The following is a 20,393-nucleotide window of genomic DNA, read 5'->3' as shown; positions in this document are numbered from 1 at the left end:
CCTCACTGCCGAATCGTGCCCAAACAATGGCTGGCACGTTGCGCGTGTCCACGCGATGAAGCCCCGGCACCAACCACAGCTGCCGCCGGCTGCTTGGCTATCATACGTTGCATAAGCTCTTTAACTTGGGTGGGGCTGACCTCTTCAACCTTTGCAATCAGCTCCTCCTTTTCGATCAGACGCCCATGGGCCATCAGATGCCGCGCCATTTGCTCAGCACGCGCCGACGAACTTTCTAGCCCCATCATAAGCCCGGCTTTGAGTTGGGCCTTGGCCCGTCCCATCTCAGCGTCCGTGGGACCATCCTGTGCCAACCGTGACAGCTCTTCAGACACCACATCAACCAGCTCTTGCATTTGCTCTGGCCCGGTTGCCGCATGCACAGCCAACAGCCCAGTATCGCTTAATCCCCAGGCTGACGAATAAATAGCGTAACACAACCCACGCTTTTCACGGACTTCTTGGAAAAGGCGGGATGACATCCCCCCGCCGAGGAGCCCAGAAAGCACCTGAACCGCAAAGAAATCCTCCGCGCGATAGGCAGGACCTTCAAAGCCGATCACAATGTGGCTTTGTTCAAAGGCCTTCTTTGAGGACCGGACCCCCCCGGCGTAAACTGCGCCACTGGTCGGATCACCGGACGGCGCAGACCCGTCGTCAAAAAGGGCCTCGGCTTGACGGCACAAACTGTCGTGATCAACAGCACCCGCCGCGCTCACCACCAACCGGTTCGCGGCATAGTGACGATCAAGGTAAGAGCGCAAATCCCTCGACGTAATTGCCTGCACGCTTTCAGGCGTTCCCAGGATTGTTCGCCCGATAGGCTGTTCAGGATAGGCTGCATCCTGGACGAGATCATAAACAAGATCGTCAGGGCTATCCTGGCTGGCAGCGATTTCTTGCAGAATAACGTCGCGTTCGCGATCAAGCTCCATCGGATCAAAGAGCGAGTCTTGCAAAATATCAGCCAGGATCTCCAAAGCCGTGCCATCGTCACCTTTGAGCACGCGCGCATAATACGCCGTCGTTTCGATGCTGGTGGCGGCATTAATTTCACCACCGACCTCTTCGATCTCTTCAGCGATCCGCTGCGCAGTCCGCGACGTCGTTCCCTTGAACGCCATATGTTCGAGAAGGTGAGAAATACCGTGCAGCGTTTCCGGTTCATGCCGGGCGCCGGTGTTCACCCAAACGCCAAGTGATAGCGTCTCCAGGTGATCCATCTGATGTGTCACCACCCTCAGACCATTCGCGAGCTCAGTGATCCTGGTCGTCATACTTGCCCCTGACGGATTGCACGCGCGTTCTGCTCGATGAAGGCTTCGACTTGACTGAGATCATTATCGAGAACTGGGTATCGCTCCTCATCACTGAGCAGCGTTGAAAGTCGGTCCGGGAGGCCTGGACGCATTCCCGTAATTTGCTCCATCGCATCAGGGAACTTGGCGGGATGTGCCGTCGAGAGCACAACTTGAGGAACGCCCATATTGGACTCGGGAGCGCGATCCGCAGCCCAAACCGCACAGGCCGTGTGCGGGTCCAACAGATAACCGCTCTCCGCCTGAACACGACGAATGGTATCGGCGACCTCGTTCTCACCAGCACGCGCCGCAGCAAAGTCAGCCTTGAGCGTCTCGAACGCCCGTGAACCGACATCGAACCGCCGAGACTGCTTCAGGCTCTCCATTTGAGCCCTGACGACATCGGACTGTCGCCCGCAAGCCTCGAACAGGTAACGTTCAAAATTCGAGGAAATCTGGATATCCATCGACGGTGACGTTGTCGCCGTCACACCGCGCATTTCATAACTGCCCGTTTCCAAGGTACGCGGCAGAATATCGTTCTCGTTGGACGCGATCACGAGTCGATCGATTGCAAGCCCCATCCGCTTGGCGACGTACCCCGCAAAAATGTCACCGAAGTTCCCGGTTGGCACCGCAAAGGAGACGGGACGTCGCCCCGCTCCAAGCGCAACAGCGGCAACAAAATAGTACGTCACCTGCGCCACGATACGCGCCCAGTTGATCGAATTCACACCTGACAGCTGCACCCGGTCACGAAACGCATGGTGATTGAACATCGCCTTCACCAACGCCTGTGCGTCATCGAAGGTCCCGCGCACCGCGATGGCATGGACATTCGCCTCCCGGGGCGTCGTCATCATGCGCCGCTGAACATCGGACACCCGCCCTTCCGGAAACAGGATGAACACATCGACGTTTTTCGATCCCCGGAACGCTTCGATCGCAGCCCCGCCCGTATCCCCAGACGTCGCGCCTATAATCGTCGCACGGCTATCGCGCTTCTCCAGGACATGATCCATAAGCCGGGCCAGGAGCTGCATGGCAACATCCTTGAACGCCAGCGTCGGCCCATGAAAGAGTTCCAGCACGAAGCGATTGGTATCGATCTGAACGAGCGGGGTTACAGCGGCATGCCCGAACGCTCCGTAAGCATCGCGGGCCATCGCCGCCAGATCTGCGCGCGAGATCCCTTCGCCCACATAAGGGCTCAAGACCTCTACCGCCACATCGCTGAACGGCATGCCGGCGAAGGCCTCAATGGCCTCCTGCGAAAATTGCGGCCACTGCTCCGGGACATATAAACCGCCGTCGCGTGCCAATCCCGCCAGCAAAACATCTTCGAAGTCGAGCGACGGGGCTTGGCCCCGTGTTGAGACGTACTTCAAGCCTTGAAACTTTCGTTTTTCGTTATGAGCAATTTCATGAGGCTAACCGCCCTCGCGCAGCACCCTAATGCGCTAGGCCGTGCACAACAAGACAGGCTTCTTGAGCCAATCCCGGTTACTCCGGGGTCCGCCGGCTCTCCAGCCTATGCCAGACAAAGGCGACATACACGCCGAGCAAGGTCAACGCCAAGCCGTACCATGTCAGGGCGTATTCAAAATGTCGGTTGAAAATCTTGACCTTACTGGTGCCTGGTTTGGGCCATTCCGCAGCCGGCACACCGCCAGCGACCGGCTCTGCTTCAATGAAAAAAGGCACAAGATCGGTCTTCGACGGATCGAACGCGGAGGCATGCATTCCGGCTAAATCACGCCAATACCACAGGTTGTCTGCCACATTGTTATCCGGTGTAAACGTTTCCTGTTTGGCACTCAGGCGAACGATCCCGATTATTGTGCGATCCTCAGCGCCACCCCCAGCAGGCCGAGTATCCGGAGATTTAAACCGCTCCGGCACATATCCGAGGTTAACCCACACATAACGCTTCTCCCCCACCCGCATGGGCGCAAACACGTCGTACCCGGGGCCATAGCCCTGATGCGGCGCGTACAGATAGCGCTCCTTTTCGTGATGCAGGATGCCGGGAACCTCCACACGCGTGTACTCGACATCACCGTCACGCGATCGGGCAATAACCTCGTCCAGCGATACCGGAGCCGCCTCCGCACGACTGTGTAGCCGCGAGATAATCGCGTCCTTTTCCACCTTGCGGCCCATCTGCCAGGTCCCAAGTCCAATCAGGATAGCAAGGCCCAGCAAAGTGAGGAGGCTGGGCCAGAGCAGACCGAGCTTTTGGTGGGATTGTTGTGAATCCGATTGCGTCATTCGTCAGAGAGCCGGCCTTCCTCGGCGCTGTATTTGTATTGCAATGCGATCAAGCCCCCTTTGAGAAGCCGCAAAAGCCCAAGCGCAACAACTGGGAGAATCAAAATCACGGCCGGTAGGGCGACCCACTCCGGCACGTCATATTTCAAGGTCGCGATCAGAGCCCCGCCAAGTCCGAGAAAACCAAGAATGAAAATGCCGAAGACGGCCGGACCATCACCAGTGTCAATGAAGCGGTAGTCCAAGCCGCAATGCTCACATGCGTCGGGCACATTGATGAGCGAACGAAACAATCGACCCGTGCCACAACGCGGGCACCGCCCGCTCAATCCCGCTCTAATCGCCGATACCTTTGGCTCACTCATGTCCTGCTCTCAACGGTCTCGACCTGCCGCAGCACCCATTGTTGTTGCGCAATCTTGCTTCAAAAAAGTTCAGGGCAGCCAGAGCCGCCCCGAACCAGATCCATCGAATTCGCGGTCTACGACTTGTCGCCGTACCGAAATTAATGCCCGCCTGGGTTAGGGCCTGCGCCCCAGACGTAGATCGATACGAACAAGAACAGCCAGACCACGTCAACAAAGTGCCAGTACCAAGCGGCCGCCTCGAAGCCAAAATGCTTCTTCGGCGTGAAATCGCCGCCGATCGCACGCAGCAAGCAGACGAAAAGGAACACCGTACCGATGATGACGTGTGCGCCGTGGAAGCCCGTGGCCATGAAGAAGGTCGCACCGTAGATGTGACCCGAATAATTGAAGGCTGCGTGGCCATATTCGTACGCTTGGCAGAATGTGAACAGGACGCCAAGAAGAACCGTCAGCGTCAGCCCCCAGATCAGGTGTTTGCGATTGTTCTCGAGCATCGCATGGTGCGCCCACGTCACCGTTACACCCGACAGAAGCAGGATCAGGGTGTTGACGAACGGCAGCCCCCACGGATCAAACGTCGAATGGAACGCATCGTTGGGCTGCGGAGGCCAAGTACCACCGATAAACTCATTGCGCTGAACCAGGCCGATTTGTTCCGTGACGTTGGTCGGCTGGAAAATTCCCGAAGGGAACAGCGCAACGTCGAAGTACGCCCAGAACCAAGCGACAAAGAACATCACTTCAGAAGCGATGAATAGGATCATGCCATAGCGAAGGTGGAGCTGAACCACCGGCGTATGATCACCGTGATGGCTCTCCTTGATGACATCGCGCCACCACATGAAAGCAGTCGCCATAACCAGCATCGCACCGATGCCGAACACCCAAGGCCCCTGGACGCCGAAAAGTCCGGCTCCGCCAGCCTGCGAGCGCATCCAGACGATAGCGCCCACAGCGAGGATGAGAGCCGAGAAAGAAGCAGCTATGGGCCACGGACTAGGCTCTAGCAGGTGGTAGTCGTGGTTCTTAGCGTGTGAATCAGCCATTAAGAGCTCTCCCGTTATCCCCTTTTTTGCCTAGGGCAGTTCTTCAAGGGCTTGCGCCCAGCCTTCCTTGCGTATTCACCCTCTCTGGTCGTCTTTTGATCGGAGAAACCAAAGCAGGGAGTAATCTAGTTTTCAGCCACCTTGCGCCGGCGTTTCCTTTGGCGCCTGCGCACTTTGACTGGGATTCTTTACAGGGTAGAAAGTGTAGGACAGTGTGATCTCCGACAGGCGTCCCGCATCTGCGTCATTGACGATTTCAGGATCGACAAAAAAACTCACGGGCATGTCCACCGACTGACCAGGCTCGAGCCTCTGCTCGGTAAAGCAAAAGCACTCAAGCTTATTAAAAAACTGTCCTGCAGACTCCGGCGTCACGTTGAACACAGCCGTCCCGGTGACCGGATGATCCGAGGTGTTGGTCGCGCGATAGCTCGCGAGCTTGGTCTCACCAAGATGAACCTCCATCGTGTGTTCAACCGGCTGAAATGCCCAGGGCAGATCCCGCGAAACGTTAGCGTCAAATCGCATCGTGATCGTTTGCGCCAACACCTTCTCCGCAGGCGCGCTGGCGACCTGGGTCGTGCCACCGAACCCGGTGACTTGACAGAACATGCGATACAACGGCACCGCCGCGTAAGCCATCCCAAGCATGCCGACCGCCATACCCAGGCAAATGATGCCCACCCGGCGATGACGGGCACCCATGCTGACTGACGGTGACTGATCAGCTGGTCCTTGCGAACTGTCTTTCGTCACGTCTTCCAAAACCCTCTCTATATCCTCAACCGGCACTATTACATGGGCCGATTGAAAACATTACCGCCAAGCCTCACGATCGTCGCAGCGTAAAAAAGGACGATCAACAGCCCCAGCGCGAGAGCGATCGCGATCGACCGCATCCGTTGCCGCTTCTTGTAGTCCTTGTCGTTATGGTCGTCGTTGTCCGACATCAAAACAAGCCTAACCCGGTGACCTGCGCGCCTGTCACAGTTGCGATCACATGCTCAGTCAGAAGTACTGCGAACAGTGCGAAGAGATAGAAGATCGAGAAGCCAAAAAGCTGCTTCGCCGCATGATCGGCTTCGCGTCCCTCGGTCACCCGCGCAACCTTAAAGGCAAACCACAGGAAAACTATCCCAAGCACGACTGACGTCGCGCCATAGGCCGCACCACCAAGACCGATGAACGACGGTGCAACGGCCAAAGGCACAAGCAAAAGCGAGTAGATTACGATCTGACGCCGTGTCTCCTTCGGACCAGCAACCACCGGTAGCATCGGCACACCAACACGCTCATAGTCCCTGCAGCGATAAAGTGCGAGAGCCCAGAAATGAGGTGGGGTCCACATGAAGATGATTAGGAATAGCAGAACACTTTCAATCGAGATTCCTCCCGTGACTGCAGCCCAACCAATCATCGGAGGAAATGCCCCGGCGGCACCGCCAATCACGATGTTCTGCGGCGTCCGGCGTTTAAGCCACATCGTATAGACGAAAATGTAAAAGCCGATTGTTAGGGCGAGAAGCCCTCCGGCGGTCCAATTGACCAGAACGCCAAGCGTCATGATCGACGCAACAGACAAAACGATACCGAAGCCAAGGGCTTCGCCTGCGCTTACGAGGCCACGAGGGATCGGCCGAGCTGCCGTGCGTGCCATATGCCGATCGATATCGGCGTCGTACCACATGTTGAGTGCACCGGACGCCCCAGCACCCACCGCGATAGCAAGGATCGCGATAATCGCCAGCACTGGATGCAGGTGCCCGGGCGCAGCAACCATTCCGGTCAGCCCGGTGAAAACAACAAGCGACATGACGCGCGGCTTCATCAAAGCCACGAAGTCTCCGACGCTTGGCGTCCCCGTAACCGCCACCGTCTCAACATCTGCCTGCAATCTCGACGTCACCGACATCTCGCAACCACTGATAAAGACCAAGTCTCTACGGAACCAACGTACCGCATCCCAGCCCCGACGCGTCCAGCAAGAAGCTCTGCCGATTACGCGCCTGGGTACCGCTCGACGGAACTATTCCTGATCCGCTAGCAACAGCGGACGATGCCGGTTGGCCCGCCCGCCACTTTAATACCCGCTTGTTCAGATCAAACAGGCGGCCCGGCCACAGATCGCGGCCGGACCGATCCCTGTCCCGATCAATGATGATCGGTTGCTTTGATCCGCGGCAGCGTTTCGAAGCAGTGGTACGGCGGTGGCGAAGACAGTGTCCACTCCAACGTCGTTGCGCCAGCACCCCAAGGGTTGTTGCCGACCCGCTCTTTGCGAGACAGGGCTACAAACAGACCGATGAAGAAGCAGATCGCGCCCACCGTTGTGATGTAAGAACCGATCGATGAGACCATGTTCCAAGTCGCAAAGGCGTCCGGATAGTCGACATAACGGCGCGGCATACCGGCAGCTCCGAGGAAGTGCTGCGGGAAGAACAGGATGTTCGCGCCAATAAACGTCAGCCAGAAGTGCAGCTTACCCCAGAACTCGGAGTACATTTTGCCGAACATCTTCGGGAACCAGTAGTACCAGCCGGCGAAGATCGAGAACACCGCACCCAGCGACAGCACATAGTGGAAGTGAGCAACCACATAGTAGGTGTCGTGAAGTGCACGGTCCACACCGGCGTTAGCCAGCATCACGCCCGTAACGCCACCAACGGTGAACAGGAAGATGAAGCCCAGCGCCCACAGCATCGGCAGACGGAACTGGATAGATCCACCCCACATCGTAGCGATCCACGAGAACACCTTCACGCCAGTGGGAACAGCGATGACCATCGTCGCAAACACAAAGTAAGCCTGAGATTCGACGCTCATGCCTGACGTGTACATGTGGTGCGCCCACACGACGAAGCCGACAAGGCCGATGGCAACCATAGCGTAGGCCATGCCGAGATAGCCGAACACTGGCTTCTTGGAGAAGGTCGCAACGATGTGGCTGATCATACCGAAGCCCGGCAGGATCATGATGTACACTTCAGGGTGTCCAAAGAACCAGAACAAGTGCTGATAAAGAACCGGATCACCGCCGCCAGCTGCATCGAAGAAGGTGGTGCCAAAGTTACGATCGGTCAGCAGCATCGTGATCGCGCCAGCGAGAACCGGCAGCGACAGCAGCAGCAAGAACGCCGTAACAAGAACCGACCATGCGAACAGAGGCATCTTGTGCATCGTCATGCCCGGCGCGCGCATGTTGAAGATCGTGGTGATGAAGTTGATGGCGCCCAGGATCGATGAAATACCGGCAAGGTGCAGCGACAGAATCACGAAGTCGACGGATGGCCCCGGATGTCCGCTCGTAGATAGCGGCGCATAAACCGTCCAGCCCGTTCCTGCGCCGTCCATGCCCGGAGGGCCTTCAACGAACATCGAAGTTAGCAGCAGAATGAAGGCGACAGGCAGAAGCCAAAACGAAATGTTGTTCATGCGCGGGAACGCCATGTCAGGCGCACCGATCATCAACGGCACGAACCAGTTGCCGAAGCCACCGATCATCGCCGGCATGACGACAAAGAACACCATGATCATGCCGTGGCCGGTCACGAACACGTTGAACATGTGCGGGTTGCTGAAGATCTGCATCCCCGGCTCTTGCAGCTCCAACCGCATTACGACTGAAAGCGCAACACCAATGATCGACGCCATCATCGCGAAGATCAGATAAAGCGTGCCGATATCTTTGTGGTTGGTCGAAAACAGCCACCGCTTGACGAAGCTCGTCGGCGCGCCCTGCTCATTATAACCTGCGTGAGCTTGATTGCTCATTGCGTTCGCCCCTTCAGATCTTGAGATCTTGCCTAGTTCCAACTGAGTTTCTGGCTCGTGAACCGCCGCAGCGCACGCCGGTTCACTCGTCGAGATCACTGCTGAACGGCAGCTACGTTTTGCTTAGCCTGTTCGATCGCAACTGCACGAATGATCTCACGGGCTTTTTTCTTGTCCTTCGCTTCCATAGCGCCGGCCCAAGCATTGAAGGTATCCTCACTGACGACACGCACCGCAATCGGCATGAAGGCGTGGTCCTTGCCGCACAGCTCAGAGCATTGCCCGTAAAAGATGCCTTCCTTGGTGGCCTTGAACCAAGTTGCCGTAACACGGCCAGGAACCGCATCGGTCTTCGTACCAAACGAAGGAATCGTCCAAGCGTGAATCACGTCCTGCGACGTCACCAGCACGTGCACCACCTTGTTAACCGGCACGATAACTTCATTGTCGACTGCCAGCAGGCGCGGCGAAGGAATACCTTCGTCGATCAACTCCTGCCGCTCGTCGTCCGTCAGCATCAACGAATCGAACGAAAAACCGCCCCGGTCGGGATATTCATGCGACCAGTACCACTGATAGCCCGTCGCCTTAATCGTCAGGTCGGGCTTCGGGTACGAGTACTGCAAATTGAGCAGCTTGAATGACGGAACCGCGATAGCAACCAGGATGATGATCGGCACCACCGTCCAAGCTACCTCCAGCATCGCATGGTGCGTCGTCCGCGATGGCGTCGGATTCGCCTTCTCGCTGAACTTGAAGATTACGTAGACCATAAGCGCCAGAACGAAGATCGTAATAGCGACGATGATGACGTTCACGAGGTCATAAAAGCTATGAATGTCATCGGCGACAGGCGAAGCAGCAAGCTGCATGCCTATCTGCATATCCGCAGGCTGTCCCAGTTTTGCCGCCATGGCAGGAACTGCCAAGCATACAGCCGTGACGATACCGGCGAGAACCGTCGACGACATAACGCCGAGCCATCGTTTCACCATTCTCCGCTCCCAAGTTACGCTCGGCCGTCGCCGAGTCTGCCCCTTTGATTGATAATCACGCCGGCCCCGGTCCGGCTCCGAGCATCCACTGGAGTGGCATCCTCACGGTCGTCGATCGGAGAGCAACTCCAGACCGCCGTAGGCGCCTTTATACAGCGCCAGTAAGTCATAGACTGAACGAAGTCGTCTAAGGTGCTCGGCAAGCGTTCCCAACCCTATCCAGAACACAAGCCGCATGCGGAGCTCAAGTCAAGTTCCATGCGGCATATATTCGCGATGGTCTTTGAACAATATTTGCACCCCTGTCCACCAAAACCGCCCAACAGCTCGGACAGTCCCAATTTAGCCTTTTTCGTTCCCGAGACGACACGACAAAGACTTCTCGCCAGACTAGATCATCAGCCACGCTGAAATCAGAAACGGCGGGGCTCAGCAATGGAGACGATCGCGTGCGGACCTGTGAAATTCCTCTGTCAGTTTTCCGCAGCAGCCGATTCGTTATTGCGGCGGTCATAGCAGTCCTAGTGACAGCCCTCGCTTTCGCACCCGCACAAGCGCAGGACGCGTCTCCCGACGGAAAAGTCAGATCTCAACACGGCGACTGGCAAATTGTTTGCAAGCCCCCGCCGCCGGGTGCCAGCCACGAAGTCTGCGCCGTTGTGCAGAGCGTCACGGCAGAAGACCGCAACAACGTCGGGCTGACCGTCTATTTTCAGCGCTTCTCGAATGGGACCCAGGTCCTGCGCGTATTCGCACCGCTCGGCGTCCTCCTGCCTCCCGGCCTGGGCTTGAAGATAGACGGCGCCGATGTGGGCAACGCACCATTTTTGCGCTGCCACACATTCGCTTGCTATGCGCAGGTGACCGTCGAAGAAAAGCTGGTCCAACAGCTCAAGAATGGAAAAACGGCAATCTTCGTAATCTTCCAAACCGAAGAGGCAGGCATCGGTATTCCGATTTCGCTGTCCGGCTTTTCCGATGCGCTGGCCGAACTGGCAAAGAGCAACTAATGCCCTTCTCGAACCCAACTGCCAATCTCAGCTAGTTTTTCGGAGCTGGTCGCGAAACCGCCAACGCGCTCCGGCGCACGAGCTGGCCCCAAGTGTCGTCATACTTGTGCACCAGCGACGTCGCTCCGCGCCCATCGACAAGGCCACGCTCTTCATTGTGCCAGTGGAAAATCCCACCGTTCAAATTGTAAACGCGATCCGCACCCGCCGCGAAAAGCTCCCTCTGGACGCGCTGTGCCAACGCTGAACTGCGCATCCCCACCGAACAGTAAAAGACCACCATCTTGCCGCGCACCGAGGACGAATAGCGCTGCAGGAAGGCGTCGGTGGGGATATTCGGATCAACCCGGATAGAGTTGGGAAGATGGCCGACGGCAAACTCATCCGCTTCACGCACATCTAACAACAGCACACCGGACTTACCCGACAGCCGTTGCGCCAAACCTTCCGACGACAAGTGAAGGACATCAGGAAACCTGCGGCGAACCATCGTCTCGGTCGCAAGCATCCGTTCGGGCTGCAGAGCGACCGCCTTAGGCGCCGTAACATCCGCCGTACGGCCAAATCCGACCCCAGTAGCAGACGCAGATGCAGTGAAAACGATCAAACCGATCGTCACAGATACCAGCGACACTCTGTCCACAACGCGCCAAAGCATAGACCAGATCCGTCGTTCACTGACCAACGCAGCAGCTCCTCAAAAAGCAACCTGAACTCAAACGACTTGCATGTCTCACAAGTGACGAACGAACACTATAGATGCGGGTTCCAACGACATCCCCACGTGACGGCAATTCACTCGAGAAGCCCAATACGGTCACGTGAAGATCCGCCCTTTCGCCACTTTATTCAAGGAGCATGAAAACCCGAAGCCGTAGGGCAAAACCAACACCAAGGGAGGCGTTAGTTGAAGGCAACTCAACATCCATCTTCAGGGATCGATGAAACTGAGGAGACGCGCCGTTATCGCCGTCTGGAAGCCTTCAACCCTGCATTCCGCCGCGATATTGAACGTTTGATGCAAGTCTCTCCTGAACTGGAGGATCTTGCCGATAGCTTTCCCGGATTGTTGTTTGCGTTGGCGACAGGCTACGGCAAACCCGCGAAGCAACGCGCAAGTATACAGGCGATCCGTCGCGGCTTACCCCTTCAACGCGCAGCGATGACCTTATCGCTGCCATGGTGGCTGCGCCGCCTTCCTCCCGCCGCCTATACTCACAAAATCAGCATGCTACCGAGAAACGTAGAGTTCTCCAGGCATGTCGTTGATTTGATTCCGACACAAACATCGGACATGGGCCCCTGGCTATGGGCCATTGAGCATGGCTATCGCGGATGCCACTGGCACTTCGCTCTTTGGGCCGCGCGCTGGCTATCTAGATCCAATCGCGTCCTGGCAAGCCCGGGCGGAGAAAATAATTTCCGCTTTCTAACGGCCTGGGCATGGCACGCCGAGCGAGAGGGAACGCCAGGCCACCAGCTTGTACGCAAACCCTGGTCATCAGAAATGGGCCTGCGTAAAGCACTGGACGAAGTGGGCATATGGCGCCGCCGTGTGGCCCTGGCCGTCGCGCTAAACTCACAAAAAGAAACCGACTGGCTCACCGAAGGCAGCGCCAACGGCTACGAATTTGTCGCATTACAGACACCGGAGGATTTCATTCGGGAAAGCGATAAGATGGAGAACTGCTTGGATCAGTTCAGCGATCATATGGAAGGCGGCCTCTCGCGCATCTTCTCCATCAGAAAGAAGGGGCGCACCGTCGCAAATCTGGAAGTCGCCCCTCACGACAGCGAACCCACAATAGCCGGCATCCGTCAGTTGCGTGGACGCCGCAATCACAAGGCACGACCGGAGGTATGGCGCGCAGCATATACTTGGCTCAGCGAGCAACCCTTGCGACCGCCACACGCTGCGGCTCGGCGCAGCGACCGGGCGAGGACACAGCAAGCCGCATTGGAATTGTGGCTACCCTACCTGGAATTTCTCGATACGGCGGGGCTCGCCGAGGAGTTCGCGGCCTCAGCAATTGGCTTGAAGCCCATTGCGAGCAAGCGCCTTCCAAAAAGGAAAGTAAGTCTCTAAACCAGCACTCGAACACCCCGTGGCGCACCTCGCAAAGTAACATGCGCAAGGCAACCGCCGTCAAAGAAAGGAATGGTCAGGCCACACGCCGTTGTTCTCCTGTTGATTTGACGTGCACTCGTGTCGAGCGGCGCGACTTCTTTCCAACCGGCAAAGAAATGAGATCACGCTCGGGTTCGTCAGAAACCTTCTCAACCACAGGCGTTGCATGGGTTGGCGCGTTTGCCGTTACGTCAAGCACCTGCGCGATGCGCCGTGTGCTCTCCGCCCCTTGCGAAAAAGCGGCTTCCCAGAATTGAGCCTGCACATTGAGAATATCCATCGGCGTCCGGCATCGTGCCAACTTACTGGGCATCCCAAGACAGGCCTGCATCCTTCTGCTCGTCAGTCCCCACAGCTCTAGCTGACACTGACCAAGCCCCTTAAATTTCCGTTGTGTTTCATCGGATTGGGCAACCGGGCTTGCAAAATACGCTTCGCACATCGCTTGCCACGAACCGAAGCCTAAATCACTGATATTATGTAATGATTTCATAACTCGACTCCCTGACCGCGACCAGCTTGCCTCCTACCAGCCGCTTGAAGTGGAAGTATAACTCACGATCGAAAATTCAACCGCCGGAAGTCAATTTGTCCACAGCTCGCCAGAACAATTAAGATGCTGCAGCGCAAAATAAATTTCCCAACCTTCTCGAAACTCTCAACAGATGCTCGCCATCAAAAATTTCAATCAAAAATAATTATCGAACAAAACTCACAACCAAAAATTGAATATAGAGCCATTAACCACTTTATATTTGACAGTACTCGTCCTATATATTTGACAGTACTCGTCCTATCGCGAAGCTTTAGCCATGTTTCCCATCGCCGCTCCATGTTTCCCGCGGCGGAAAAACCCTTTGTATTTGTGTATTTTCATGTTGAGTTTCGTCTTTCTCAAGCAGGTCGAAAATATAATTTCAGCACGAGCTCAAGCGTGCTTATACCCCAAAGCATTGGTAGCGCTCGCTCTAATTATCAGCGCTCAACCCGTAGCAGCGAATGACGGAAACACGCCAACGAGGCACTATGAAACCTGGGTCGGCGCGGACACCGCCAAGAATGTTTGGCTTCTATATTCGGGAACGACTGCATCTCCATTCGGGCACATCTATGAAGACGGCCTTCGCCTAAGGTTTGTTGGCGGCTATGGCCAGTATACTTACGGCGGCAAACGTCCTGAGCTTAATCCTGCCTACACGGGTTTCGGAGCTGAACCGTGGCTCATTACGCCATATAAAACCTTCAAGGCACGGGTGCAGTTTGCGGAGGCTCTGATTGGCTATCAGTTACGTACTGGCGAACTTACGACCAAAGCTTTCGTCGGCATTTCGGCCATCGATCACGATATCCGTCCCGGAGACTATGCGATCCTTCCCGACGCAAACGGGAAACCGCAAAAATACTCCTTTAACTTTGCAAGTGGGCTTGATGTCGGCGTCAAAATCGCCCTTGAACTATGGTTGAATCTCGGTGCCGACGCCTATGCCTCTCTCGACCTTGCTTGGTCGGACGCCCACCTGACGCGATCCGCACGTGCGCGGATCGGACATTACTTATTTGATGGCCTGTCCGCAGGCCTGGAAGCCAACTTCAACTTGGACAGAAATGGCGAAGTCCGCCTCAAGGACGAAGAATTCGTCACGGACGCACCTATCGATTACGCCCGCTTCGGTGTGTTCGCGAGATACAATTGGGACGGAGGAGAAATTTCCGCTTCAGCCGGTCTACTCGGGGACTTCACGCAAAATCAGTCTGCATATGGTACAGTGAACTGGGTAACTCAGTTCTAACAAACCATCAGCCGCAGAGAGCGCATCGAGAGCAATCATGATCGGACTACCATCTGCGAACATTTCGCGAGCAGCAATGGCGGCCGCTTCATTGCTTGTCTTGCTCACGGCCCCTGTCCACGCGAAGACGTGCGCGGATCAAACGGTTTGGGCGCGCGGAGAACCCTCCGTCCTACAATGGCTCGCCAAAGCGAAAACAAAAGCCAATTGGCGCGCAAAGGTCAGAGCTTTGCCGGATCTTGGCGATCCATTTGCCAATTGGGAACGGGCAGAGAACGCCACCGAACACTGCGTCTCGGGTCCATCCGGAACGGTCTGCGACTTCGAAGGCACCCCATGTCGTAAAGACTGAGAAGCCCGTTAGCCATTTGTAAAATATGAGAATATCTGGACAATAAAACCCAGATGAGATTTTTGCGCGTCGGGATCGATTTGCAATCGAACGACTTGACGACGCCACAATTCATCAACAAATAGAACGCCCATTCTGTTTGCGAACAGTGAATTGACACTCTGTTACCTGCGAAACACCGGTTGCTCCGATAAAGCGGTTACTTTGACGATTTGCGTAGCACCCAACCACAGCACTTGAACAAGTGCCGCAGACAACTCGATCCAACCTCGACCTTTCGGTTCGGCCACCCATGCCCAAGTTAAGGCCAGAAACTCTGACGGCACGTCGCGAGCACATTCTTGACGCTGCGGAACGCTGCTTTGCGCGTTCCGGCTTCCATCAATGTACGATGGCTGAGATTTGCGCTGAAGCGGGAATTAGTGCTGGCGCTCTCTACAGTCACTTTCCTTCGAAAGAAGCCCTAATCGCTGGTAGTGCGGAACGTGACCGGTCCAATCTCACACGCCAATTCGCCGAGGTCGCGGATACCCCGGATCTGCCGACAGCTCTCACAAAGATTGCCGAGTACTACACGGTCGACGAACCCCAATATAAGCGCATTTTGACTGCCGAAATCGGACTGGAAGCCACACGCAACAATGGCATTCGTGAGATTTTTAACTCCGTCGACGGTTTTGTAGTGAGCAGCCTTCGGGAAGTTATCGAGCGTTCCCAACAGGAAGGTCGCATCAAACCAGATCTCGATGCGCGAACTTTGGCTGAACTCCTCAGCGTCATTGGCGAAGGCTTGATGTGGCGGCGTGCTGTTATTCCAGACTTCGACGCCAAGCCGTTGCTGCCTGCGATCACCAGCATCGTCGAAACGCTCTTTAACCCAACCTCACAACAACCAGGTGCCGCGACGCCGGCCAGACCTGCCGAGATCGAGGAAGACGCATGAAAAAGTGGCTTCTACTGATCGCGGTCGTGGCCGTGCTTTCCGCCGGCGGCTACGCCTACGTCTACGGCGATCTGCAAAAGCAGTTGGCTGAGAAGTTCGCGCCATCCAAAACCGATAACAAATCCGCAGATAAATCGAGCAAAGAAACAACCGAAGAGCAATCCTCTTCCTCCAAGGCCGTAGCGCCTGAGGATTCGGCAATTGCAGTTTCAGTGGCGGTAGTCCAACCCGCACTGTTTGTCGAAACCGTTATGGTCACGGGCTCTCTTGTTGCCCGCGAGCAAATCTTCGTGGCGGCGGAAATCGAAGGCCAGCGGATTGTGGAGCTTTCGGCCGAAGAGGGTGACTACGTAAAGAAAGACGATCTGCTCGCGACACTCGAAAGCGAGGCGCTCTCGGCCCAACGCGCCCAAATCACGGCAACCATTGCACGTGCCGATGCTGCCATCGACCGAGCCAAGAGCCTGATCGTGGAATCTGAAGCGCGCCTCGATGAAGCGGAAGCCGAGTTAAAACGCGCAACGCCATTGCGCTCCTCCGGATATCTTTCCGAGAGCACATATGACCAGCGCCGGGCGACAGCACGTACCGCGCGAGCCCAGCTGACGGCAGCCAAGCATGGCCTGGTCCTCGCCGAAGCCGAGAAGAACCAAGCTGGAGCTCAGGGCCGGGAACTGGATTGGAAACTATCGAAGACGGAAATTCGAGCCCCGACCAGCGGCCTGATCTCTCGCCGCACCGCGCGCATCGGCGGCCTCGTTTCGAGCACAAAGGACCCGTTGTTCCTGCTTGTCTCGGATGCCGAGATTGAACTCGACGCCGAAGTGCCCGAAACCAAACTCACGCGCTTGAAAATCGGACAGAAAGCTCAGATCAGCGCATCCGGCGGACCAATGGTTGAAGGGACCGTCCGCCTTATCTCACCAGAGGTCGACATCGCCTCAAGGCTCGGTCACGTCCGTATCTTTCTTGGCGCAAACCCAAACTTGCGTGTTGGAGCTTTTGCGCGCGGAACCATTGAAACGTCACGCACAAACGGATTGGCGGTCCCACAGTCAGCGGTACTGTACGAGACAAGCGATACCGCACAGCGCCCTATGGTCCAGCGCATTGTGGAGGGCAAGGTGGAAACCGTCGAGGTAGAGATCGGCTCTATTGCCGCCGGGTTTATGGAGATCACATCCGGTCTTACGGAAGGTGACGTCGTCGTCGCCAAATCCGGAACATTTCTGCGCAATGGCGACCACGTCAGACCAATCAAGCCCTCACCCAAAATCAGTGAGGCAAACTAATGAACACCAACGTCTCAGCGTGGTCGATACGACGACCAGTCCCCGCCCTGGTCCTTTTCATGGTACTGGTTGTGATTGGTACGCTGAGCTTTGGCACGCTGCCCATTACACGCTTCCCAAACATCGACATTCCGATTGTTCAGGTCTTGATTACTCAAGCCGGCTCCGCGCCTTCTGAACTCGAAACGCAGGTCACAAAAAAAGTCGAAGATGCCATTTCCGGTGTTAACGGCGTCAAACACCAAACGTCGACGATCACCGAAGGCTCATCCACCTCGATGATCGAGTTTCGGTTGGAAATTGATCCCGACCGCGCATTGAACGACGTCAAAGACGCAATTGCGCGCATCCGCGCAGACCTGCCACGAACCATCGACGAGCCGATCGTTCAGCGTATCGAAATCGAAGGTCTTCCTATCGTGACCTACTCGGCGCGCGCGCCGGCGATGACCCCAGAAGAGCTGTCGTGGTTCGTTGATGATACCGTTTCGCGTGCTCTCCGAAGCGTTGCCAACGTCTCAGCTGTTGATCGCATCGGCGGCGTCACCCGTGAGATCCATGTTGAGTTAGATCCTGATCGGCTTCTCTCACTCGGCATCACTGCAGGTGACGTGAACCAACAGATCCGCGCAACCAACATCAACCTCGCCGGGGGCCGGGGTGAAATTGCCGGACGCGAACAAGCAATCCGTACCTTGGCTGGCCAGAAGTCCGTGGCAGATCTGGCCGCAACCAGCATTGCGCTACCGGGCAACCGCTACGTCCGGCTCGATGAACTTGGCAAGGTCGTTGATACTGTCGAAGAGCCACGCACATTCGCCGACCTCGATGGCGAACCCGTCGTCGCTTTTGCAGTCTCGCGCGCAAAAGGAGCCAGCGACACCAACGTAGCTGACGCAGTCGCAGAACGTATTAAACAGCTCCAAACCGAATACCCGAACGTCATCTTTACACGCATCGATAACACCGTCGATTACACCTACGGGGTGTTTGAATCGACCATGAAGACCTTGATGGAAGGTGCCGTCCTCGCCATTCTCGTCGTCTTTGTTTTTCTCCGAGACTGGCGCGCAACCATCATCGCGGCAATTGCCCTGCCCCTCTCGATTATTCCGACATTTTGGGCGATGGAGACCATGGGCTTCTCGCTCAATCTCGTGTCGCTTCTCGCAATAACTATCGTTACTGGCATCCTGGTCGATGACGCCATCGTCGAAATCGAAAATATTGTCCGCCACATGCGCATGGGCAAATCCGCCTATCGCGCAGCCCTTGAAGCGGCCGACGAGATAGGTCTGGCTGTGATCGCGATTACGGTCACGATTATCGCAGTCTTCATGCCCGTCAGCTTCATGGGTGGAATCGCCGGACAGTACTTCAGGCAATTCGGCATGACCGTGGCGTTTGCCGTCGCGTTCTCGTTGCTCGTCGCGCGATTGATAACACCGCTCCTCGCCGCCTACTTCATGCGGTCCAACAAAGAAGCCGTCGAAAAAGAAAGCTGGCTCCTCCGGATCTATACGCGTCTCGTCGGATGGTCCGTCCATCACCGCATCAAAACCGTTCTTCTCGGCATTGCGATCTTTTTCTGCTCGATCGGCTCATTCTATTTGCTCCCGTCCGGCTTCCTTCCGGTAGAAGACGTCAGCCGGTCCCTCCTGGCCATTGAACTGCCACCGGGCTCACGCATTGAGGACACGCGCGAAGTCACGGAACGCATTGCCAACCACCTGCGCCGCCGTCCTGATGTCGAAAGCGTGTTCGTCAACGGCGGCAACCTGATGGGTTCTGGCGCCGAGGTGCGTAAGGCGACTCTCATCATCACGTTGAAGCCCAAGGACAAACGCGAGAAACCGCAAGCCGAAATTCAGGAAGAGATCGGCCGTGAACTGGCCGACATCCCGGACGTGCGCTACTGGTTCCTCCAGGACAACGGCCAACGCCAGTTCCAGCTCGTCGTATCCGGCCGAGACGGCGAAGCTGTTGATCGCGTGGGAGCTGCACTGACGAGCCAAGCCAATCGCCTCCCGCAACTCCTCAACGTTGTCTCGACAGCGGAACTCGATCGACCGGAACTACGCGTCTTTCCAAAGAGCGATGTTGCAGCCGACCTCGGCGTAACAACCCAAGCCATTTCTGAAGCGGTCCGCATCGCAACGATCGGCGACATCGGCGCCAACCTCGCAAAGTTTGACGTCGGCGACCGGCAAATCCCCATTCGCGTCAAGCTTCCCGACAGCGCGCGCGCCAATCGGCACATGCTCGAGAGTATCAAGGTTCCGACAGCGTCCGGCGGATCAGTGCCGTTATCCACCGTCGCGCGCTTTGAACTGAGCCAAGGCGCGACATCTATCGATCGCTACGACCGAACCCGCCGCGTCCTCATCGGAGGCGATCTGGTCGGTCGCACTCCTTTGGGCGATGCAGTGAACGCAGTTATGAAACTGCCGGCCGCACAAAACCTGCCCGAAGGCGTTGTGATCAAGCAATTCGGCGATGCCGAGGTTATGGCGGAAGTGTTCGAAAGCTTTGGCCAAGCCATGGCCGCTGGCTTGATGATGGTCTACGCTGTCTTAGTCCTGCTTTTTGCAAGCTTTTTGCAGCCCGTTACCATTCTGTTCTCCCTGCCGCTCTCGATCGGTGGCGCCATCGTCGCCCTAGCAATAACAGCAAACTCCATCAGCTTGCCTGTCGTCATCGGCGTGCTCATGCTTATGGGTATCGTGACCAAGAATGCCATCATGCTCGTGGATTTCGCTGTAGAAGAAATTGCGAGCGGCGTCCCGCGCAATGAAGCCATCGTCGACGCTGGCCGCAAACGCGCGCGACCCATCATCATGACGACAATTGCAATGATCGGCGGCATGCTGCCATCAGCCTTGGCCCTCGACTCTGGCGGTGAGTTCCGCGCGCCTATGGCCATCGCTGTAATCGGCGGCCTAGTTTCTTCGACGGTGCTCTCACTTGTATTTGTACCCGCCGTCTTTGTTCTCATGGACGATGTGGGCCGCGTGTTAGGCCGTGTCTTCGGGCGTTTCGTTGGCGCCGTCGACGAACCGGATGAGCCCACCGCGCATTCCGCAAAACCGCTTCCGTCAGGCTCTCCAGCAGCTTCGGCCGAATAGG

General features: G+C 56.5%; 19 protein-coding genes. 7 read left to right on the top strand and 12 right to left on the bottom strand.

The genetic code is table 11. From position 1 onward, the window contains the following. Positions 1 to 2: 2 nt before the first annotated feature. The 10 genes from YBN1229_RS17560 to coxB all read right to left on the bottom strand — a co-directional run bounded on the left by YBN1229_RS17560 (position 3) and on the right by coxB (position 9,752). Positions 3 to 1,277, bottom strand: a complete 1,275-nt coding sequence (locus YBN1229_RS17560; RefSeq protein WP_046479470.1) for a M16 family metallopeptidase — start codon at positions 1,275 to 1,277, stop codon at positions 3 to 5. Next, entirely contained in the window at positions 1,274 to 2,689 is a 1,416-nt protein-coding gene (gene thrC / locus YBN1229_RS17555; RefSeq protein WP_046479469.1) for a threonine synthase, read from the bottom strand. The genes YBN1229_RS17560 and thrC overlap by 4 nt, the downstream gene beginning before the upstream one ends. Before the next feature lie 115 nt (positions 2,690 to 2,804). Next, positions 2,805 to 3,572: an SURF1 family protein gene (locus tag YBN1229_RS17550; RefSeq protein ID WP_052744059.1), complete on the bottom strand. Its 768-nt coding sequence runs from the start codon at positions 3,570 to 3,572 to the stop codon at positions 2,805 to 2,807. Beyond that, positions 3,569 to 3,937, bottom strand: a complete 369-nt coding sequence (locus YBN1229_RS17545) for a DUF983 domain-containing protein (RefSeq protein ID WP_046479468.1) — start codon at positions 3,935 to 3,937, stop codon at positions 3,569 to 3,571. Before YBN1229_RS17545 ends, YBN1229_RS17550 begins: the two co-directional genes overlap by 4 nt. Before the next feature lie 140 nt (positions 3,938 to 4,077). Then, positions 4,078 to 4,986 carry a cytochrome c oxidase subunit 3 gene (locus tag YBN1229_RS17540; RefSeq protein WP_046479467.1) on the bottom strand — a complete coding sequence of 303 codons (909 nt, stop codon included), beginning with the start codon at positions 4,984 to 4,986 and terminating at the stop codon, positions 4,078 to 4,080. 132 nt (positions 4,987 to 5,118) lie between these two features. After that, entirely contained in the window at positions 5,119 to 5,742 is a 624-nt protein-coding gene (locus YBN1229_RS17535; RefSeq protein ID WP_244464958.1) for a cytochrome c oxidase assembly protein, read from the bottom strand. A 38-nt stretch (positions 5,743 to 5,780) separates the two neighbouring features. Beyond that, positions 5,781 to 5,936: a hypothetical protein gene (locus YBN1229_RS19015; protein ID WP_170832441.1), complete on the bottom strand. Its 156-nt coding sequence runs from the start codon at positions 5,934 to 5,936 to the stop codon at positions 5,781 to 5,783. Beyond that, on the bottom strand, positions 5,936 to 6,898 hold the full coding sequence (locus YBN1229_RS17530) for a heme o synthase (protein WP_046479466.1): 963 nt from the start codon (positions 6,896 to 6,898) through the stop codon (positions 5,936 to 5,938). The genes YBN1229_RS19015 and YBN1229_RS17530 overlap by 1 nt, the downstream gene beginning before the upstream one ends. A 239-nt stretch (positions 6,899 to 7,137) precedes the next feature. Next, positions 7,138 to 8,757, bottom strand: a complete 1,620-nt coding sequence (gene ctaD / locus YBN1229_RS17525; RefSeq protein ID WP_046480784.1) for a cytochrome c oxidase subunit I — start codon at positions 8,755 to 8,757, stop codon at positions 7,138 to 7,140. Positions 8,758 to 8,852: 95 nt separating this feature from the next. Further along, entirely contained in the window at positions 8,853 to 9,752 is a 900-nt protein-coding gene (gene coxB, locus YBN1229_RS17520; protein ID WP_046479465.1) for a cytochrome c oxidase subunit II, read from the bottom strand. 449 nt (positions 9,753 to 10,201) lie between these two features. Here coxB and YBN1229_RS17515 point away from each other — a divergent pair, with 449 nt between their 5' ends. Continuing rightward, positions 10,202 to 10,762, top strand: coding sequence for an invasion associated locus B family protein (locus YBN1229_RS17515; RefSeq protein ID WP_046479464.1), 561 nt, complete (start codon positions 10,202 to 10,204; stop codon positions 10,760 to 10,762). A 31-nt stretch (positions 10,763 to 10,793) separates the two neighbouring features. Here the strand turns inward: YBN1229_RS17515 and YBN1229_RS17510 are convergent, their stop codons facing one another. Continuing rightward, complete coding sequence (locus YBN1229_RS17510) at positions 10,794 to 11,396, bottom strand: rhodanese-like domain-containing protein (RefSeq protein ID WP_160298734.1); 603 nt, start codon at positions 11,394 to 11,396, stop codon at positions 10,794 to 10,796. 273 nt (positions 11,397 to 11,669) lie between these two features. On the opposite strand from YBN1229_RS17510, the gene YBN1229_RS17505 reads away from it, so the two are divergent. Next, on the top strand, positions 11,670 to 12,848 hold the full coding sequence (locus tag YBN1229_RS17505) for a PcfJ domain-containing protein (RefSeq protein ID WP_046479463.1): 1,179 nt from the start codon (positions 11,670 to 11,672) through the stop codon (positions 12,846 to 12,848). A 76-nt stretch (positions 12,849 to 12,924) separates the two neighbouring features. On the opposite strand, the gene YBN1229_RS18790 is transcribed toward YBN1229_RS17505, so the two are convergent. Further along, a complete protein-coding gene (locus YBN1229_RS18790; protein ID WP_139165311.1) occupies positions 12,925 to 13,383 on the bottom strand; it encodes a hypothetical protein in 459 nt (152 codons plus the stop codon). A gap of 382 nt (positions 13,384 to 13,765) precedes the next feature. Between YBN1229_RS18790 and bcsS the strand changes: the two genes are divergently transcribed. The 5 genes from bcsS (at position 13,766) to YBN1229_RS17475 (ending at position 20,392) form a co-directional block, all read left to right on the top strand. Next, positions 13,766 to 14,680: a cellulose biosynthesis protein BcsS gene (bcsS, locus tag YBN1229_RS17495; RefSeq protein WP_046479461.1), complete on the top strand. Its 915-nt coding sequence runs from the start codon at positions 13,766 to 13,768 to the stop codon at positions 14,678 to 14,680. Positions 14,681 to 14,717: 37 nt separating this feature from the next. Beyond that, complete coding sequence (locus YBN1229_RS17490; protein WP_046479460.1) at positions 14,718 to 15,032, top strand: hypothetical protein; 315 nt, start codon at positions 14,718 to 14,720, stop codon at positions 15,030 to 15,032. Positions 15,033 to 15,324: 292 nt separating this feature from the next. Beyond that, positions 15,325 to 15,975, top strand: a complete 651-nt coding sequence (locus YBN1229_RS17485; RefSeq protein ID WP_046479459.1) for a TetR/AcrR family transcriptional regulator — start codon at positions 15,325 to 15,327, stop codon at positions 15,973 to 15,975. Next, the gene (locus tag YBN1229_RS17480) at positions 15,972 to 17,267 is read left to right on the top strand and encodes an efflux RND transporter periplasmic adaptor subunit (RefSeq protein ID WP_052744057.1); all 1,296 of its coding nucleotides are present in this window, start codon (positions 15,972 to 15,974) and stop codon (positions 17,265 to 17,267) included. The genes YBN1229_RS17485 and YBN1229_RS17480 overlap by 4 nt, the downstream gene beginning before the upstream one ends. Beyond that, entirely contained in the window at positions 17,267 to 20,392 is a 3,126-nt protein-coding gene (locus tag YBN1229_RS17475) for an efflux RND transporter permease subunit (RefSeq protein WP_046479458.1), read from the top strand. The genes YBN1229_RS17480 and YBN1229_RS17475 overlap by 1 nt, the downstream gene beginning before the upstream one ends. Position 20,393 lies beyond the last annotated feature (1 nt).

This window comes from Candidatus Filomicrobium marinum (assembly GCF_000981545.1).
Taxonomy (GTDB): Bacteria; Pseudomonadota; Alphaproteobacteria; order Rhizobiales; family Hyphomicrobiaceae; genus Filomicrobium; species Filomicrobium insigne.
The sequence above is the reverse complement of the archived record's forward strand: the minus strand, read 5'-3'. Positions and strand labels throughout refer to the sequence as shown.

Bases quoted from the DNA above. Each gene is read 5' to 3' on its own strand.
- YBN1229_RS17560 (WP_046479470.1), bottom strand. From the start codon at position 1,277: ATGACGACCAGGATCACTGAGCTCGCGAATGGTCTGAGGGTGGTGACA.
- YBN1229_RS17550 (WP_052744059.1), bottom strand. From the start codon at position 3,572: ATGACGCAATCGGATTCACAACAATCCCACCAAAAGCTCGGTCTGCTC.
- YBN1229_RS17545 (WP_046479468.1), bottom strand. From the start codon at position 3,937: ATGAGTGAGCCAAAGGTATCGGCGATTAGAGCGGGATTGAGCGGGCGG.
- YBN1229_RS17540 (WP_046479467.1), bottom strand. From the start codon at position 4,986: ATGGCTGATTCACACGCTAAGAACCACGACTACCACCTGCTAGAGCCT.
- YBN1229_RS19015 (WP_170832441.1), bottom strand. From the start codon at position 5,936: ATGTCGGACAACGACGACCATAACGACAAGGACTACAAGAAGCGGCAA.
- YBN1229_RS17530 (WP_046479466.1), bottom strand. From the start codon at position 6,898: ATGTCGGTGACGTCGAGATTGCAGGCAGATGTTGAGACGGTGGCGGTT.
- ctaD (WP_046480784.1), bottom strand. From the start codon at position 8,757: ATGAGCAATCAAGCTCACGCAGGTTATAATGAGCAGGGCGCGCCGACG.
- coxB (WP_046479465.1), bottom strand. From the start codon at position 9,752: ATGGTGAAACGATGGCTCGGCGTTATGTCGTCGACGGTTCTCGCCGGT.
- YBN1229_RS18790 (WP_139165311.1), bottom strand. From the start codon at position 13,383: ATGAAATCATTACATAATATCAGTGATTTAGGCTTCGGTTCGTGGCAA.
- bcsS (WP_046479461.1), top strand. From the start codon at position 13,766: ATGTTGAGTTTCGTCTTTCTCAAGCAGGTCGAAAATATAATTTCAGCA.
- YBN1229_RS17490 (WP_046479460.1), top strand. From the start codon at position 14,718: ATGATCGGACTACCATCTGCGAACATTTCGCGAGCAGCAATGGCGGCC.
- YBN1229_RS17485 (WP_046479459.1), top strand. From the start codon at position 15,325: ATGCCCAAGTTAAGGCCAGAAACTCTGACGGCACGTCGCGAGCACATT.
- YBN1229_RS17480 (WP_052744057.1), top strand. From the start codon at position 15,972: ATGAAAAAGTGGCTTCTACTGATCGCGGTCGTGGCCGTGCTTTCCGCC.
- YBN1229_RS17475 (WP_046479458.1), top strand. From the start codon at position 17,267: ATGAACACCAACGTCTCAGCGTGGTCGATACGACGACCAGTCCCCGCC.